15 protein-coding genes are annotated in these 16,132 nt (G+C 52.9%); 11 read left to right on the top strand and 4 right to left on the bottom strand.

Going from position 1 to position 16,132, the window contains the following annotated elements; all coding sequences use genetic code 11:
- The first annotated feature begins 188 nt into the window (after positions 1 to 188).
- The 4 genes from HY913_10915 to HY913_10900 all read left to right on the top strand — a co-directional run bounded on the left by HY913_10915 (position 189) and on the right by HY913_10900 (position 4,733).
- The gene (locus HY913_10915) at positions 189 to 641 is read left to right on the top strand and encodes a universal stress protein (protein MBI4963775.1); all 453 of its coding nucleotides are present in this window, start codon (positions 189 to 191) and stop codon (positions 639 to 641) included.
- A gap of 413 nt (positions 642 to 1,054) precedes the next feature.
- Positions 1,055 to 2,044 carry a cation transporter gene (locus HY913_10910; GenBank protein ID MBI4963774.1) on the top strand — a complete coding sequence of 330 codons (990 nt, stop codon included), beginning with the start codon at positions 1,055 to 1,057 and terminating at the stop codon, positions 2,042 to 2,044.
- Positions 2,045 to 2,510: 466 nt separating this feature from the next.
- Entirely contained in the window at positions 2,511 to 3,386 is an 876-nt protein-coding gene (locus HY913_10905; GenBank protein ID MBI4963773.1) for a dienelactone hydrolase family protein, read from the top strand.
- Between the two features lie 198 nt (positions 3,387 to 3,584).
- Positions 3,585 to 4,733 carry an ABC transporter permease gene (locus HY913_10900; protein MBI4963772.1) on the top strand — a complete coding sequence of 383 codons (1,149 nt, stop codon included), beginning with the start codon at positions 3,585 to 3,587 and terminating at the stop codon, positions 4,731 to 4,733.
- A gap of 135 nt (positions 4,734 to 4,868) precedes the next feature.
- On the opposite strand, the gene HY913_10895 is transcribed toward HY913_10900, so the two are convergent.
- On the bottom strand, positions 4,869 to 6,062 hold the full coding sequence (locus HY913_10895; GenBank protein ID MBI4963771.1) for an ABC transporter permease: 1,194 nt from the start codon (positions 6,060 to 6,062) through the stop codon (positions 4,869 to 4,871).
- 24 nt (positions 6,063 to 6,086) lie between these two features.
- The gene (locus HY913_10890; GenBank protein ID MBI4963770.1) at positions 6,087 to 6,242 is read right to left on the bottom strand and encodes a hypothetical protein; all 156 of its coding nucleotides are present in this window, start codon (positions 6,240 to 6,242) and stop codon (positions 6,087 to 6,089) included.
- A 231-nt stretch (positions 6,243 to 6,473) separates the two neighbouring features.
- Between HY913_10890 and HY913_10885 the strand changes: the two genes are divergently transcribed.
- The gene (locus HY913_10885; GenBank protein MBI4963769.1) at positions 6,474 to 7,001 is read left to right on the top strand and encodes a hypothetical protein; all 528 of its coding nucleotides are present in this window, start codon (positions 6,474 to 6,476) and stop codon (positions 6,999 to 7,001) included.
- Positions 7,002 to 7,333: 332 nt separating this feature from the next.
- Positions 7,334 to 8,128: a hypothetical protein gene (locus HY913_10880; protein ID MBI4963768.1), complete on the top strand. Its 795-nt coding sequence runs from the start codon at positions 7,334 to 7,336 to the stop codon at positions 8,126 to 8,128.
- A gap of 27 nt (positions 8,129 to 8,155) precedes the next feature.
- Here the strand turns inward: HY913_10880 and HY913_10875 are convergent, their stop codons facing one another.
- On the bottom strand, positions 8,156 to 8,371 hold the full coding sequence (locus tag HY913_10875) for a hypothetical protein (GenBank protein MBI4963767.1): 216 nt from the start codon (positions 8,369 to 8,371) through the stop codon (positions 8,156 to 8,158).
- Between the two features lie 35 nt (positions 8,372 to 8,406).
- On the bottom strand, positions 8,407 to 9,717 hold the full coding sequence (locus tag HY913_10870) for a ferric reductase-like transmembrane domain-containing protein (GenBank protein ID MBI4963766.1): 1,311 nt from the start codon (positions 9,715 to 9,717) through the stop codon (positions 8,407 to 8,409).
- A 337-nt stretch (positions 9,718 to 10,054) separates the two neighbouring features.
- On the opposite strand from HY913_10870, the gene phnD reads away from it, so the two are divergent.
- The 5 genes from phnD to nrfD all read left to right on the top strand — a co-directional run bounded on the left by phnD (position 10,055) and on the right by nrfD (position 16,127).
- A complete protein-coding gene (phnD, locus tag HY913_10865) occupies positions 10,055 to 11,017 on the top strand; it encodes a phosphate/phosphite/phosphonate ABC transporter substrate-binding protein (GenBank protein MBI4963765.1) in 963 nt (320 codons plus the stop codon).
- 16 nt (positions 11,018 to 11,033) lie between these two features.
- Entirely contained in the window at positions 11,034 to 13,229 is a 2,196-nt protein-coding gene (locus HY913_10860) for a sigma 54-interacting transcriptional regulator (protein ID MBI4963764.1), read from the top strand.
- 325 nt (positions 13,230 to 13,554) lie between these two features.
- Entirely contained in the window at positions 13,555 to 13,977 is a 423-nt protein-coding gene (locus HY913_10855) for a response regulator (protein ID MBI4963763.1), read from the top strand.
- 42 nt (positions 13,978 to 14,019) lie between these two features.
- Entirely contained in the window at positions 14,020 to 14,925 is a 906-nt protein-coding gene (locus HY913_10850) for a 4Fe-4S dicluster domain-containing protein (GenBank protein ID MBI4963762.1), read from the top strand.
- A gap of 17 nt (positions 14,926 to 14,942) precedes the next feature.
- The gene (gene nrfD / locus HY913_10845; GenBank protein ID MBI4963761.1) at positions 14,943 to 16,127 is read left to right on the top strand and encodes a polysulfide reductase NrfD; all 1,185 of its coding nucleotides are present in this window, start codon (positions 14,943 to 14,945) and stop codon (positions 16,125 to 16,127) included.
- The last annotated feature ends 5 nt before the right edge of the window (positions 16,128 to 16,132 follow it).

Here is a 16,132-nt window from a genome sequence, read left to right as displayed (position 1 = left end):
AAAGAAGGCAAAGAACCCGGCGCTGCGATTCCTAGTGCCACTCGGGGAGTCGCGTTGTTTCTAGGCTATGATCTTGGCAATGTCGGTTTTCGACAACCGGCGTCGAATTCTTTTTTTGAGGGCGCTCTCCAAGAGACGACGCGATTCCTTTCAGGCCCACTCCAGGCGCCGATGAAGGAGATCCGACCATGATCCCCAAGAAGGTCCTGGCCTGCACAGATTTCTCGGAGAATTCGGTGCCCGCCCGAATTTCCGCCATAGAGTACGCAAAGGCTTTTCGTGCTGAGCTTCTGATTTTGCACGTGGTAAACTCGCGTCTCTTGGGCTACCCCACCCTGGCTAACAGAGTTCCCACCGAAACCGCGCTGATTCAGGAAAACATTCGCGAAGGTGTTGAAGAAGAACTGGAATTGCTCGCCAATGATTGCAGACGCGAAGTGGAAAAAGTTAGCACTCATTACCGAACAGGAGCCCCGGCCGAGGAAATAGTGCGTTTTGCCGAAGAACAATCGGCGGATCTCATCATTATGGGGACTCACGGATGGACCGGGGTGCGGCATCTCATAGTGGGGAGTGTCGCGGAAAATGTGGTTAGGACGGCCAATTGTCCAGTCCTCACTGTCAGGTCCACTGCCGGCTGATGCGCACTCATGGTGCCGGTTCGAGATGAAAGATAAGATGTGACAGTTCACCGGGACAAGCTAAGCCGGTCGGAATCACGATGGGGGAGGCTTGGAGGGGGAGATGGTCTCCCCCTCCATCCTCACCGGGCGTACCACGCCACGGCGTGGAAGCCCGGTGAACCAATACGATAAGATTTCGGGCGGACAGGCGTCATCTCTCCTGTTTAAGAGAATTAATTACGAGCCGGTGCGAATCCCTCCGACTGCTCCGGGTGACTTATCTGTATAGGTCCTAATTGCCGTTGAGAAAAGGCTCAACAAGGTGAAAGGGAGACGGGGATTTGTGCGCGAACGCACGCCAAGGCGGCGGGGATGCTTCAGAGATGTCTAATTTAGGCGACGCGGAGGGTTTCAAGCTCAACCGGAGCACCATGGCCACAGCGCTTGTTGTGGGCACGGTGCTGATGGCTTTGAAGTTCTACGCCTACTGGATAACCGGCTCCTCAGCGATCTTATCGGATGCTCTGGAGTCCATAATCAATGTGGTGGCCAGTGCTTTTGCGCTTTGGAGCGTCTTACTCGCGCACAAGCCTCCTGACGAGACCCATCCTTACGGGCACGGTAAGATAGAGTTCTTTTCAGCGGGATTCGAGGGCGCGCTGATCATCCTGGCCGCAGTGGGGATTTTCCAGCAAGGCTTGCGTCAAATCTTGCATCCGCAAGAGCTTCCTCAACTTCAAGAAGGACTGATCATTCTCGTCGGCGTGAGTTTGGTTAATCTTGCACTGGGATTGTTTCTGGTTCGAGTCGGCAAACGGACGAGATCACTTGCCCTGGTTGCGGACGGGAAACATGTTCTGACGGACGTGTACACGTCGGGAGGCGTTTTTGCCGGGCTCATTCTGGTCTATTTCACGGGCCGGTACAGCCTTGACGGGGTGGTGGCCTGCGCGGTCGGCATCAACATAGTCATTGCCGGCGTACAGCTGGTTCGTCAGGCCTTTGGAGGTCTCATGGACACCTCCGACCCCGACCTGCTGGACGAAATCAGCTCCTTACTGGCCCGCAACAGGAAAGACATTTGGATAGATGTGCACAAACTCCGAGCCTGGCGTTCCGGAAGGCATGTGCATGTGGATTTCCATCTGATTCTGCCCAGAGAACTGGCGCTTGAAGAAGGTCATCGCGAGGTCAAAGAGCTTGAGGATATTTTCAATCGGCATTTTCGGGGTCTGGCTGACATTCTGATACATTTGGACCCGTGCACCGATCCGGAATGCCCGGTCTGCTGGTTCGATCCGTGTGAAACCCGCCGGAAAGGCAGCGCACAACAACGGCCTTGGCACCGCGATACTTTGACCTCCGATATACCGACCCACCAGCGGCTCACAGTTCCGGAAAAAGGAAAACCGTTCGGCTGAGAATCGAAGCGAGCCTCCGCGCCGGCCCATTCCTCGGGGTAGCCGTCAAGGTTAATCTTGACACTTGGCCTTGATGAACAGTATGTCTAGAAACCCATGGGAAATGGGCTTTTCATACTCGTTCGCGACAAAAGAACGGACTTTGGCCCGAAAGAGTGCACACCTGTGCAGCGAGGCCGGATGGGGTCGTTAGTAGTGGGAGGAGTTTGGCGCGTTCCTTAGAAAACTCCTGGCGCACAGTAATAGGCCGGACAGCGCAAGAAATGCCGGCCATCCGATCTATGAACCGAGCAAACCGAAGGCCCGCGGCATGATTCCGGTTGAGGCCCCACATGGTTTCTTCCGCGAGAGTTTTTCCCGCAGGTAGTTTGCGCCGAAACCTTTGGCTGAAGAGGACACAACAGCTGGGGAGGAGAGCCGGAGCAAACTGTCATACTAAGATCCTCTTGCCCTTCGAGGTTCCACAATGAACCGCCGTCCATTGGAAAAGGCATCGCCCACGATTTTGACTATTTTCCTTGTATTCGCCCTCTGCTTTGTTTCCCACGCGGAGAGAACAGATGTTGAAATCCCTCTGACGGGGCGGGAGACGCTTCCAGGTTATTACTTTTTGCCGGACACATCGGTTGACAACCCGTGGCCAGGAGTGGTGGTGGCCGCGAACGCCGGGGGAGCGAAATTAATCCAATTCCACGCGTATTGTAGGAAGCTGGCGAAGAACGGTTATGCAGTGCTCCTGTTGGACGCTTCGGGTTATCCGCCATGCCTGACACCAGGACCGGATAGTTGGAGGAAGATGCCACATCATATTTGGGCATGGATAAACCATTTGTCTGTGGTTGCCCGGCTCGCGATGGGCCATCAATGGTATATTCGGAACATCGATAGCGCGGTGAGTTACCTGGCCAGTCAGCCCAGAGTGAACTCGGCAAAAATAGCGGTTTCGGGATTTTCCCAGTCGGCAAACGCTGCGCTGGCTTATGCCAACAAAAACTCAAGAATAAGGTGTGTCGTTTGGAACAACGGTGGATGGCCCTGGATTCTCCCTTATGAGCCGGCGGAGTTGCCTCCGGTATTGATATTCCATGGAGAAGCCGATGGGGTATACGATGTGCGGTATGCACGCGAGCTGGCCGCGCAGCTCGAAGCAGCCAAGAGGAACTTCGAATGTTGCATCTATCCTGGGGAGCGACACATGTTCAATGTGTATTACCAACTTGACCAGCCGGGAGACGATGACAAACCTGTCCTAACCTCCAGCTTGCAAGTCCTTGTAGATTTTTTGGAGCGCTTCCTAAAAAGGGATGCGGTAACCGCATCTCAAGCCGTTGGCGGACCATAACGTCCATTCGCCTTTGAGCCAGTAACGAGGCTTATTGGTGGTTCCCACGAGTCTCCGTTGCAAGGTCGGGAGTTGGGCCTTTCGTGGCAGGGGAACCCGTCGGATCAGCCTCATCAAGCGGAGCAAATATTTGCAGTTTTGAAGCGAAGCGGTATGACAAAATCGAGCTTTCACGATGTGCTAAAACTATCTTGGAGAATGGTTTTTCGAAACCGTAGACGGTACAAATTTGTGTTGGTGGCAATAGGAGTGGGCGTATCGGGTGTTATTATTCTTATCAATGTAAGCGATTCGGTTGATCACAGGATAGGCGAGCACCTCGTCATTTTGGGGGGCGCAACGATCATTGATGTTGAGCGTTCCGATTTTGACAGCCCTCACCAGGGGGAATTCTTCGCAAGCGACGTAGAGCGCATGAAAAAAATCCCTCATGTGGTCGAAGTTGCCCCAGTTGTGTCAATGGGCAACATCGAGGCCGCTGTAGGCCCAACGAGAATTATGGTCCGACTGGCAGGGGTTGAGGCCTCGTTCTGGAGGACGATTATGGCTCACTGCCGCGAAGGACGACTGATTGAAAATGAGGATGTGGCTACCGGCACCATGTACGGGGTTTTGGGAGAGCACGTGGCCGTGGATCTCTTCGGGGGAACCGATCCTTTGGGAAAAGCCATCCAGATTGACAATATGAGCGTCACGGTGATCGGAGTTCTGGGAGGCATCCAAGGTCCGGACACCCTCCGTACCATTTTTGTCCCCCTGACCGCAGCTAGGAGACGCTTTCGCGACATGTATCCCATCAGGCATTTGCGAATCCGAACCGATCATTGGAAGGAAGTGGCGACCGTCAGTGAGACGATTCGCACTATGCTGAAAGCCTCGCATCCGGGCTATGAAAGCGGCTTGAAAGTTACCCATTATCCTGAACGTATCAAAAGGGTTCAGGACACGGTAAACCTCGTCAAGACCCTAATCTACTTGATCTGTACAGCGGTGACGGGACTCGGGGGATTCAGCGCCGCATATCTGATGCTCGCGTCGGTAAATGAGCGAACGCGAGAGATCGGACTCAAGAAGGCTTTGGGTGGAAGCGACACAATGGTAATGGTCCAGTTCATCATGGAAGCGCTCATTTTGTGCCTTGCCGCAGGGGTCGCAGGCGCGCTGTTTGCTTGGATCGGATGCGTTGTTACTAAAGCAGTTATGGGATTCGAGATCGACGGAGGTCTGCTGTTCCTCAGCTCTGTGGGAGGGCTTTTTGCTACCGTTGTTATCGGCGTTTTCTGTGGAGCAAGTCCAGCGCTCAAGGCTAGTCGCATGAGCCCCACGGAAGCCATGCGTTTCGAGTAACTGGACATCCCGTGGCGACTTATTCGAGACGGTCCAGGAGTCCGACGTGCCTTCGGCGCAGGAAATAGGGTCCATTCCATCGGCGTCCGTTTTATAGGGAGCAGGAACCGTGCAGGAGCGCTTGACGACTGACCGTCATTCGAATCTTACTGCCTGAATCGGATCGAGATCTTTGGCCCTTCTCGCCGGCTCGAGGCCGGAGACAGCGCCCAAACAGGTCCCGAGGAGGACTCCGCCTATCACACCGAGAACTGCCATTTCATAATCGGGGATCATGTCGAACAAAAGTCTTAGCAATGCGGTCACTCCGACCGCGAGGACGATCCCTGCCACTGTGCCTGCCAACCCGGTCGCCACGGCTTCTGTCAAAAACTGCCTGAGGATCACCTTATCCGTAGCGCCAACCGCCTTACGCAGCCCAATTTCCCCGGTACGCTCCTGAACCGATAGATACATTAGGTTGCTAATCCCCAAACCACCCAGAAACACCACGAGTAGCAGGCCCCCGTACAACAGGAATTTGACGAGAAATTCGATGGCCCGGATAGTTTTTAGTTTTTCGGGGTAATAGGTTACTTCTAGGCCGTCAACGTAACCGGCATGATTCCGCGCCAAGGTATTAAAAACATCGTCGCTCAGCCTAGAAACCTCGTGCCAGTTCACTGCCTTCACGTAGATCCCATTGATAGAGGGCTCCGCGGAGAAATGACCCCAGGCGACCGTAATGGGCACAAACAATGTTCGGCTGTGCTCGGTGTCTTCAACTCCTCCAAGCACTCCGACTACCCGAAAAAGCTTTCCTTCAAGCCATATGGCTTGATCCAGCGCCTTGTCCAGGCCGTTCAGCAAGTCATCCCTAATTCGAGTTCCTATCACACAGACATTCTTGCGCGTGGAGACCTCTTCTTCGGTGATCTCACGACCCTCGGAAAAGGCCATGTGAAGGGCAGCAAAAAAGCCGGATTCGACCCCCATTAGCTGTCCCTGCATTTTGGCCTGCTTGAACGTCAGCGTCTGGTCACACTTTTGCACAAACCCCGTCGTCTCCGACGCCCGGCTCAGCTTCCTTAAATCTTCGAGGTCCTGAGGCCTGAACTGACCGTGGTGCCATCGGGTCTTCTTATCAAAATCCCAGTTCGCTTTTATGATGGTGGCTCTTCCGAGTAGTTCCAGATTGGTGGCGACTTTCTTCTCAATGGCGTCACCCATGGTCATGACCGTTATGAGCCCGGCAACCCCAAGCGCTATATTCAGCGACACCCCCCTGTATCGGCGTTGATTTCTCACAACCTGCGCCAATGATGTCCTTAAAAGGTCCGCTAAAAGCATATCGGTTCCTGGTCAGCCTATCGGTCACTTCTCGCCGGATTTTTTCTCAATCTCTTTGCAATCCGCCGCCTTCATAGCCTTGCGTGCATCTTCTTCGCTGGAGTACGGTCCGCCGATGATGGTGGGGGTGCCGCGTTTTGTTTTCATGATTTTGCACACACCGGCCTTGTCCTTCACCAAGAGCCATTGTTCCGCTAGTACCATGCTGGAGGCCGGCCAAAGGATCAAAAAAATTGTAAAAACCGCGAGCCGATACATTTTGTTAACCTCCGGTAAATTATGAATTCGTCCGACCCTTCCTAGCACGAAATCCCTGGGGCCTCAATAGCGGCCGCGTTCCCACATGATGGAACGTGTCCATATCAGATTTGTCCTAGAGGACAAATAGTATCAGAAGGGAAGGTAATTCCGATGAAGGCTCGATTGAAAAGCGCTGTGTCGATTCTGGGGGTTCTCTTTTTCTGTGTGGCAATTGTCTTGGGAACCCATGTCCCGGCAGTGGCCCAGAGTGAATCCAAAGGCGCGCCAACAGAACAGGTGGCCAATCCCCAAAACATGATTATGGACAGCTCCAGAAAAATGATGAAAGGGGCCGCCATGATGCGCGAAGCTATGAAAATGATGAAAGAGAATAAGGACGTTCCAAAAGCCGAGCAAATGATCGCGGATGGCTCCAAGATGATGGAGGAAGCGGACAAGACCATGTCCGGTGCCCAAGACATGATGGCAAAGAAGCCTGAAATGATGGGCAACATGAAAAAGATGATGGAGTCCTGCATGAAGATGATGGAAGGCTCCAAAATAATGCACCAGGGAATGATGATGATGAAGGACAAGAGCAAGGCTGAATCGGGCCAAGAAATGATGATGAAAGGTCACGGAAAGGTCGAGGAGGGGCATAGCGGTGTTGAAGAAGCCGCAAAAGCCTCTAAGCCATAAATCCCGGTCGTTGGGCGATTGAAGAAGAACCCCTTGGTGCTAATACCGATTCGCTATAAAAAATACAACATTCCCGACTGTTGTCATTGCGAGGGCGTCAAGCCCGAAGCAATCTCAGCGGTGAGAGATTGCTTCGTCGCTTCGCTTCTCGCAATGACAGCTCACAAACGTATTTTACAAAAATAATAGCGAACTGGTACAAACTGCCGGATGTCCCGGAGAAGTTGCGGAACCTTCCAGGACCCTGCGATTGCCAACTTGAATTGACCGCCTCGTTGTGTCATTTTTGCCAATATCAACAGGTTCCCGTTGACACAATGGGGAGGATTTGGATGGACAGAAATCTCCAATCGTTGGCCGACGATAATTTCATTGAATCAATCCGTGAACACGCCCGTTGGCAGGACCGGTGCGAGTGCATAGAGGAACACGGACTGCTATTATTGGCCGGAGCCACCTCGCTTCCGTTTCCGTATCAAAATTGCTTGGTCCGCACTGATGGGGCATTATCGGCCCAACAAGTTCTGGATCGAGCGCGAGAATTCTTTGGCTCACGTGGTCGGGGATTCATCCTGTTCGTACGCACCGGTCAGGATGAAGATTTGGATTTGCTTTGCCAAACAAGCGGTTTGAGGCTTCTGTCCGACACTCCTTGCATGCTGATTACCAAACCATTCCAGTCAGTGGATTCACCTGACAGTATCCGCATAGAGAGTATCACAGCAGAACAACATGTCCGAGATGCTATATCCATCAACTCCGAGGCGTATCGGGTGTTCGGCGCCCCGCCGAAAGCGATTACCGCAACGTACGGAAACCCTTCCAAGCTTTTGTCATCGCCCAACGTAACGGGATATGTTCTTTATCGGGAAAACAGGCCTGTTTCAACAGCTTTAACAATTTTCAGCGGTAAGGGAGCGGGCATTTATTGGGTCGGAACGGTCCCTGATGCCGAACGGACCGGATTAGCGACAATTAGCACTCGCCTTGCCACAAATGCGGGTTTTGATCGTGGCGCCTCGGCAGTCACCTTGCAGGCCAGTTCTTACGGGGAGCCGATTTATGTGCGGCTCGGGTACCAGACCTATGATCACCTGAAATGGTACATGCACGGGAAACCAAGCTAATTAGTTGTCTTACCGTTCTGCCTCAGCCTACGTCGTCTTGTTGCCCGAGCATGCCATGCCTTCGTCGCGAAAGACCTCAGGCGAACAACCGAGGGTGGCGGTCGCCACAGTAGCAGGGGGTGCGGCTGAACTCGATGGTGGAGGCTTGAACACGTAAGTCCTTAGAAGTGCTAATCCGTAAACGGCGATGACTACAAGGATTACAAAGAACACGGTAAAAATTTTCAGCTTTCTGATTCTCACGGCGGTCTCCTGATTTCCAGTTTCCGTTTTGCAGCTTAAAGCGAGAACTCCTCGGTGCGCATGCGTGAATAAGGCACTCCCATGGAAAGGAGATCCTGGATGACAATTTTGGCCATCGGTGGCGGCGCGCAAATGTAGTACGCTGTCTGTTCTCCAGTGCCTCCCAACAAACGGGTAAGTTTGTCGCTGCCAACGCGGCCGGATTCGCCTGTCCAGTCAGCTTCCGGTTGGCTCAAAATATGGATTACCCTCAGTCGAGGCCATGAGCCGATTTCGATTTCGGCCAGTTCAGCCCTAAATGCGATGTCCTTTTCCGTTCTATTCGCGTACAGCAGCAGAACGTCAACCTCTTTTCTCGTGTCTCGCATGTGGCGAATCATGCTCATGAGAGGTGTAATTCCGATCCCGCCTGCGATGAAAACGAACTCCTTGTCTTCCGGATAAAGGGTATAGCAGAACCGCCCGAACGGCCCCTCAACCAAGGCGCTATCGCCTATTCGCGTCTTGCCTATGGTGGCGGTAAAGTCACCGGATTCCTTTATTGTCGAGCTTATGAAGTCTTTGTTTGTAGGAGTCGAGGAAATGGTCCAGTGGTGCTCCTCGACTGGCAGCCCACCCGATCGTTGAAAGGTCAGGAAGTGGAACTGGCCGGGATGATAGTCATGGATCCGTTCCCCTTCCGGAGGTGTAAGCCTAACTGTCCACACGTTGTGGGTTTCCCGATCCACACTTACCACCTGATAGGGACGTTGGCGTAAACGTTTTGGCTTCAGTATCTTGTGGTCTATGTACGCGCAGGCGGTCAGCCCGAGGAGAGCAACCCAGAGGATTCGCAAAGCGGGCGGGCCCAGGTCGTATCCGGCTCCCAAGCTGTGAACGAATGCCACTGAAAGAACTGCGACTCCCAGGACATTGTGGACCCGTCGCCATTTCTCGAAGGTCAACCCGAGATTTTTTGAAAAGACGCTCAATAACACGTGAACGATCAATATTAGCAGTAGCGCTTTGCCCAGCAGCACATACCAGGGCTGTTCCAAGCTATAGAGCAATCCCAATCCTGCCCCGCCATAAGCCATCAGCGGCGGGTGAGTCAAAAGCAGCGCAAGAGCAAAGACCCCCATATATTTGTGGAACCGGGACATGATGTCCATGCCGAAAGGCCGCTCCAGGCACTTCCATCGAGCGACAAGGACCGGTTGCAGCGCGATGATCGCGTACGCGGCAAGCGCGGCGCTCGTGCCGGTCTCGTGCATGAGGGACATTTCGCCCTTCATCCATAGAGCGGCCACAACCAAAAGAGGACTGAGAGCCACCAAAACATAGAGTGCTGCCAAGACTGCGCCCATAGCAATTACTCCAATCGTGGGGTCCGGTTTGTCTGGAAAGGAATCTTGCTGTTACTATGTTTCCCGAAACCAAAATGGCTGTTGAATCGCAAATAACTGTAAGGTTTCTTAATTAATCTCTATCACTTTGATTAACGTCAGTTCAATTATGCTAACTAGAGAATATCACGAGCAAGACTGATGGACAAGCCATATCGCAGCAACTCAAGGCAATCCGGCTACGATCGCGATGCGACGATAGTAAGGCATCGGCCCGCACCGGTCCTTGACCAGTTGAAGCATGAGCCGTAAACTGTTTTCAGATGTCGCCATGTTAGTTGTTTATGAGGTTTTGACTATGGGTTTCTCTCGGCTTCGGTCGACAGCTCTGGTTCAGGCTCACAGGCGACAAATGCAAATTCCCCTGATAATCATTTCTTTCCTCTTCCTGGCTGGTTGTACAAGCGATGGTGACTCTCGGCTCGTTGACTTTGGAAAAACCATAGATGTGGCTCGGCCTGAAACGCCTTCAACCGACTCAAAACACCTGAGGGTAGCGGTAGCGGCAATGATATCTCCCAAAGAGACGTTCGTTCATTATAGGGAGATGCTGGAGTATATAGGAGAGAAACTGAATCGAGAAGTCCTGCTCGTTCAACGAAAGACTTACGGTGAAATTAATGAACTCCTGGGGAAAGGCGAGATCGACTTCGCTTTTCTTTGCTCGGGCCCGTATGCCTTGGAGAAGGACAAATACGGTTTAGAGCTTTTGGCAACACCGGAAATCAATGGAAGTCATTTCTATCATGCTTACTTGATGGTTAATGAGAGGAGTTCGTTCAAGGATCTGGAGGATCTTCGAGGAAAGACTTTTGCCTTCACCGACCCGGATTCCAACACGGGCAGATTGGTCCCCACCAATTGGCTCGAGGAACTGGGAGAACGCCCGGAGACATTTTTTGGGCAGACCATTTACACTTACAGTCACGATAATTCCATTATGGCAGTAGCAAAGGGCATGGTGGATGGGGCGTCTGTCGACGGTCTGATCTGGGATTTCTATAACCGGAGAAACCCGGCGATAACGAACTCGACTCGGGTGATACGCAAGTCCGCCCCGTATGGCACCCCTCCGCTGGTTGCATCAAAGAACCTGCCCGCCGAAGCCAAGGGGCAAATCCGCAAACTGCTGTTTTCGATGCACCAGGATGTCAAAGGCAGAAGAATCCTCGATCAGCTCATGATTGACCGATTCATCGAACCCAGCGATGATTGGTACGAAGGCATCAGAGAAATGTCGCGCAAAACTGCACCACGTTGAAGAGGCTCCCATGGGAATGAAAAGCCTTGGTGGCAGATTGCTCATAGCAGTCTTTGCTCTTGTAACCGGCAGTGGCCTCCTCATCTCTTTGTTGGTCACCCAGCGTTATGGAGACAGTCTCCGTACAGCAATCACGGGGCAGGCGGAAAGCCTCGCGCATGCGGTGGCGCTTGAAGCAACGGAAAAGATCTTGATCAACGACCTGGTGTCACTGCAAAAGATGTTGGACCACCAGATGCGGAGCAATCCATCTTTGGCATACCTTTTCGTTTACAGAGACGGCAGAGTCCTGGCCCACACGTTCACCAAGGGCGTTCCTGCCGAGCTGATAGACGCAAACCGGGCGATTTCCCAGGATCAAGGAGAATTGCGGAGCCTCGTCTCCACGGTAGGTGACCACTACCTGGATATTGCCTGGCCGATCTTTTCGGGCCGGGCCGGTGTGCTCCGTCTGGGTTTCTCAGAAAAACCTTTCAGAGAGCAAGTCACTCGGCTTTGGATCCAGATGAGCCTGGTTACTCTTGGGATTCTATTGCTGGCCGTGATTGGTAGTCTTGTTTTCGTGCGGCGAATCACATTGCCCCTGTCCAAACTCGCGCGGGCCACGCAGAAAATAGACAGGGGCGAGCTTGACATTACGGTGGATATAAAGGGTCAGGATGAAGTCGGAACGCTGGCTTCTTCTTTCAATCAAATGGTCACACGGTTGAAGGACTACACTCGCCGCCTCGAACGGAAAGCCAAAGAACTGGAGCGCAGTCACAACCAGACCAGGACCTTCTGTGAAATTGTTCGAGAAATTGGCGCCCTACCCACCGTTAATGAAATCGGTCCGGCGCTTATAAAAAGATTTCAAAAGATACTGATATGCAAGCAAATGGTTCTGATCCTGCTAAACGAAGACCGGACGGCGCTTTTTTCCGTGTCGGAGGATCATGTCAAAATGGTCAACGACCCCAAAATAATAGACTCTGCTGCGGAGCCCCTCCAAAGCGCCAGTGGCTGCACTGTCTTTGGTCGGTCCATTTTTCGACCCCCCTTGGTTCCGGAATCTTTCCGGTTCTCCCCCCAACAGGTGCTTGCTCCTTTGACGGGAGAGACTCAAATCCTCGGAGGCCTTGTGATCGCTTGCCCCGGAGACTGCGAGTGCGAACCAAAGGACATTGAACTAGTGGGTCTGATCCTTACCCAGGCGTCTGGGGTTATCAGGCGGGCCGTCCTGCACGAGCAGTCCATAAGCGAATTCCGGGCAAGGATAGAAAATACCGCTGAATTCTGCGGGATAATCGGCAAGGACCCCAAGATGCAGGTGGTCTACAGGCTGATTCAAGATATCGCTCCGACTGACGCCACTGTTCTCATTCAGGGTGAGAGCGGTACAGGTAAAGAACTTGTTGCAAGGGCCATACATCAACAGAGTGAGAGAAGGCACAATAGTTTTGTGGTGATCAACTGTTCCGCGTATCCGGACAGTCTTCTCGAAAGTGAGTTGTTCGGCCACGAGAAAGGGGCCTTTACCGGAGCCATCCGACAGCGTGCGGGACGTTTCGAGCAGGCTGACGGCGGCACGGTCTTTTTGGATGAAATCGGAGAGGTCCCCCCCTCCAGCCAAATAAAGCTTCTGAGAGTCCTCCAAACGCAAAGTTTTGAACGCGTAGGCGGTGAGCGCACACTAAAGGTCAACGTCAGAATTCTAGCGGCCACCAACAAGGACCTGGTCAAGGAAGTGCAAAAGGGAAGCTTTCGAGAGGATCTCTACTACAGGTTGAACGTCATCCCGATCAGTTTGCCTCCACTTAGAAATCGCCCCAATGACATTCCTTTGCTTGCAAACGGTTTTCTGAAGAAGTTCGCTACGGACCAGGGCAAGAGCATCGAGGAGTTCAGCCCCGAATCCATGCGTATTCTGCTCGATCACGGCTGGCCGGGAAACGTCAGAGAACTGGAAAACACGGTAGAGCACTCAGTGGTCCTTGCCAAAGGGCGCCGTATTGAAACCTCAGACCTCCCCGCAGCACTTCGGGGCCACTCAAGGCCTAGTCCCTCGAACGATCTGCCGCTCATGGTGGAAAGCGAACGCGCACTGATTGAGCGGACACTGGAAGAGACCAATTGGGACAAAAAGAAGGCCGCTCGCCGCCTCGGCATTGGGCGTACAACCCTGTACTCTAAGCTCAGAAAGTACCATATCGTTAAGCCAACCTTGCAGTAGCATCCTATCTCTCTGTACCGCACAGGGATTGTGCACACTTTCGGGACACTGCATCTAACTTATATCACTATATTATCTACATAAAGTCTCTTTTGTGTTCCGAATCGGAACATCCCTCCCCGCCTTTCATTTCCCCGCAGCGAGAGGCCATTGCCCATTCTCGTTACACGTCGTCGCATTTCCCAATTAACTTAGCTAGCTATTTCAGGATGATAGCCCCTCTCCGTTCTCATGGGCTGTCTACGATTCGGGATTCTGAATGCATCTTCCAGAATTGGCATCCCTTTCGCAAGGCATGCTCCAGAATCGCGCGGGGAGAATAATTTTGAACCAACCGATCATTTTGGTTGGCACCAGCAAAAAGCAGTCCTCTGAGCTGGCGACGACCCTTGAGGCGAACGGTTTCCAGGTGCTGCGATACCGTTCGATTTCGGATCTGGAAAAGCTCGGCCAGGAAAAGGATCGGTTGGTGGTAATCCTGGATCTTGACAAAGCGTCGGTCAGCAACCGTGTGCTCAGGAATCTCAAGAGGAAGCGTCCTGCTCTGCAAATTATAGGGATTTCCAGTTTGCCTTTTCATCCCGAATTAGGGGAGGCCATCAGTTCATACCTTTTCGCCTGCATTTCCAAGCCGGTGGACACCGAAGAATTGATGTACCTGCTAAAAAGCATCGTTCGCGATCTGCCGCCTGCTTCAAACGCTTGCCGGCGATGCGCAGAAACAAGGTTTCGGAGACCCATTCCTTGATGGAGACTAGGAGATGCACAGATGAAGAAATTGGACAAAATCATGGAGCGAAGAGAATTCCTTCTTACCGGAGGACTAGTCGGTGGAGCAGCAGCCGTCGGCGTTGGAGTGGTGGTGAAGGACCGTTTGCCTTCACCTCCGCAAGATCCGACCGGCGAGGCTACCGTGCGCAATCTGACCGTGTTGAAAAAACTGAAACCCCAGGATTACGAGGATGTGCACGTGCGAATGCAGCGTGAGTTGGTAAAAGCCATGGCTAAGCCGGTCGAAAAGAGACGCTGGACAATGGTTATTGACGTTCGCAAGTGCATCGGCTGCCACGCCTGCACCATTGGCTGTGTCGCCGAAAACAAACTGCCGCCGGGCGTGGTCTACCGGCCGGTGGTCATCCGGGAATTCGGTGAATATCCCAACGTGCAGATTCGCTTTCTTCCACGACCCTGTATGCAATGCGAGAACCCTTCGTGCGTGCCGGTTTGTCCGGTAAACGCCACCTGGAAACGACCCGACGGGGTTGTGGCTATCGATTATGACAAATGTATAGGGTGCAGGTACTGCCTCAATGCCTGTCCTTACGGCGCAAGGACTTCCGATTTCGGCAGATACTATTCAGCCGGTGAGGCCGCGGGCGATTCCTCGGGGAAGGATCGGCCGCTGGAAGGATCACCTGCTTCATGGGAATTCGAGCCGAGCAATGAATATGCGAAGAATTGGAATCGAAAGGATCATGGTTCGCCGGTAGGTAATGCTCGAAAATGCCATTTCTGCCTGCACCGTCTGGAAGTGGGGCAACTTCCGATGTGTGTGACGACCTGTATCGGACGTGCCACGTATTTCGGAGATTCTAACGACCCCGAAAGCCTGGTAGTGGAATTGGTGACCAAAAACAATTTTCAGACACTTCTCCCGCACCTGGGGAATAATCCTCAGTGCTACTACATCGTATGAAAGGAGAGTACAGCGCCATGACCAATGTGACACTTTCAGCCCCAAATCCGGGACACGGTGCTTCCAACTCTCCGTGGACCAAAATTCTTTGGGTCATCTGGTCAATCCTAATAGTCGGGGGCGTTATAGGCGTCGCCCAGCGATTTACTTCCGGCCATTTGGCCGCGGGCTACGGATCGTACGTGCCCTGGGGCCTGTGGATCGGACTCTATTTTCTCGCAATAGGCATTTCAGGAGGCGCATTCATAATTGGAGCCGTGGGCTATATCCTTGACGTGCCGGGATTTGGCAGGCTGTCGGAATTGCGGACCGCCATCGTGTTAAGTGTTTCAGCCATTATCCCAGCCTTTGTCGGCGTTGGGCTTGATCTCGGGCACACGGAACGCCTTTTCAAGGTCCTAACTTCACCTATTTTCACTAGTATGATGGCTTTCAATGCCTGGATGTACAATGTTTTCATCATCATAGCGGTGGTTAGCTGGCTGCTCACATTCAAGGGCGCCTCCCTGTGGCTGAAGCCGTTGTTGGTCGTCGGTGCATTGTTGTCCATCTTGTTCCCGAGCCAAAGCGGCGTTTTCTTCGAAGCGGTGCGCACAAACGAGTTTTGGCACAGTCCCATTCTATCGGTACTGTTTCTGGCGTCCGCCATTGCGCTAGGCGCGGCTGGACTCTTGATCGTCAGGGTGCTGCTTGGACAAGCTGCGGGCGATCAAACCGGTAACGAAAACGCTCTCCGGTGGCTGCGTACCATTGCTGTGACTGCGATGCTGGTTTATCTGGCATTTGAATTTGCTGAGTTCTCCATCGTGCTCTGGAATCCGGGACAGCACTCACCGAACGTGGCCTTTTTGCTCTTTGGTGGCTATTGGCAAGTTTTTTGGCTACTTCACCTGCTGTTTGGGGTACTCGTTCCTTTGGCACTTTTTGCCTCGACACAGAAGAGACTGTGGGCTCTTGGGGCTTTTCTCGCAACTGTAGGCTTTGCTGCAGCCCGAATGTGCATTCTTGTTCCCGGCCAGATCAGCGGGCAGATTCCCGGTCTCCAACAAGCATTTCAGGATCAGCGCCTCCAATACAGCTACCACCCGACACTGATGGAGTACTTGGTTGGCTTTTTCATGGTGGCTGTCGGCATGGCGATCTTTTACGCGGGAATCAGACTGAGCCAAACTTTAGCTTCCAGCTCGGAACAGAAGGCGTGAGGTGA

This window comes from Desulfomonile tiedjei (assembly GCA_016212925.1).
Classification (GTDB): domain Bacteria; phylum Desulfobacterota; class Desulfomonilia; order Desulfomonilales; family Desulfomonilaceae; genus JACRDF01.
This window is presented reverse-complemented; position numbering and strand designations above follow the sequence as displayed.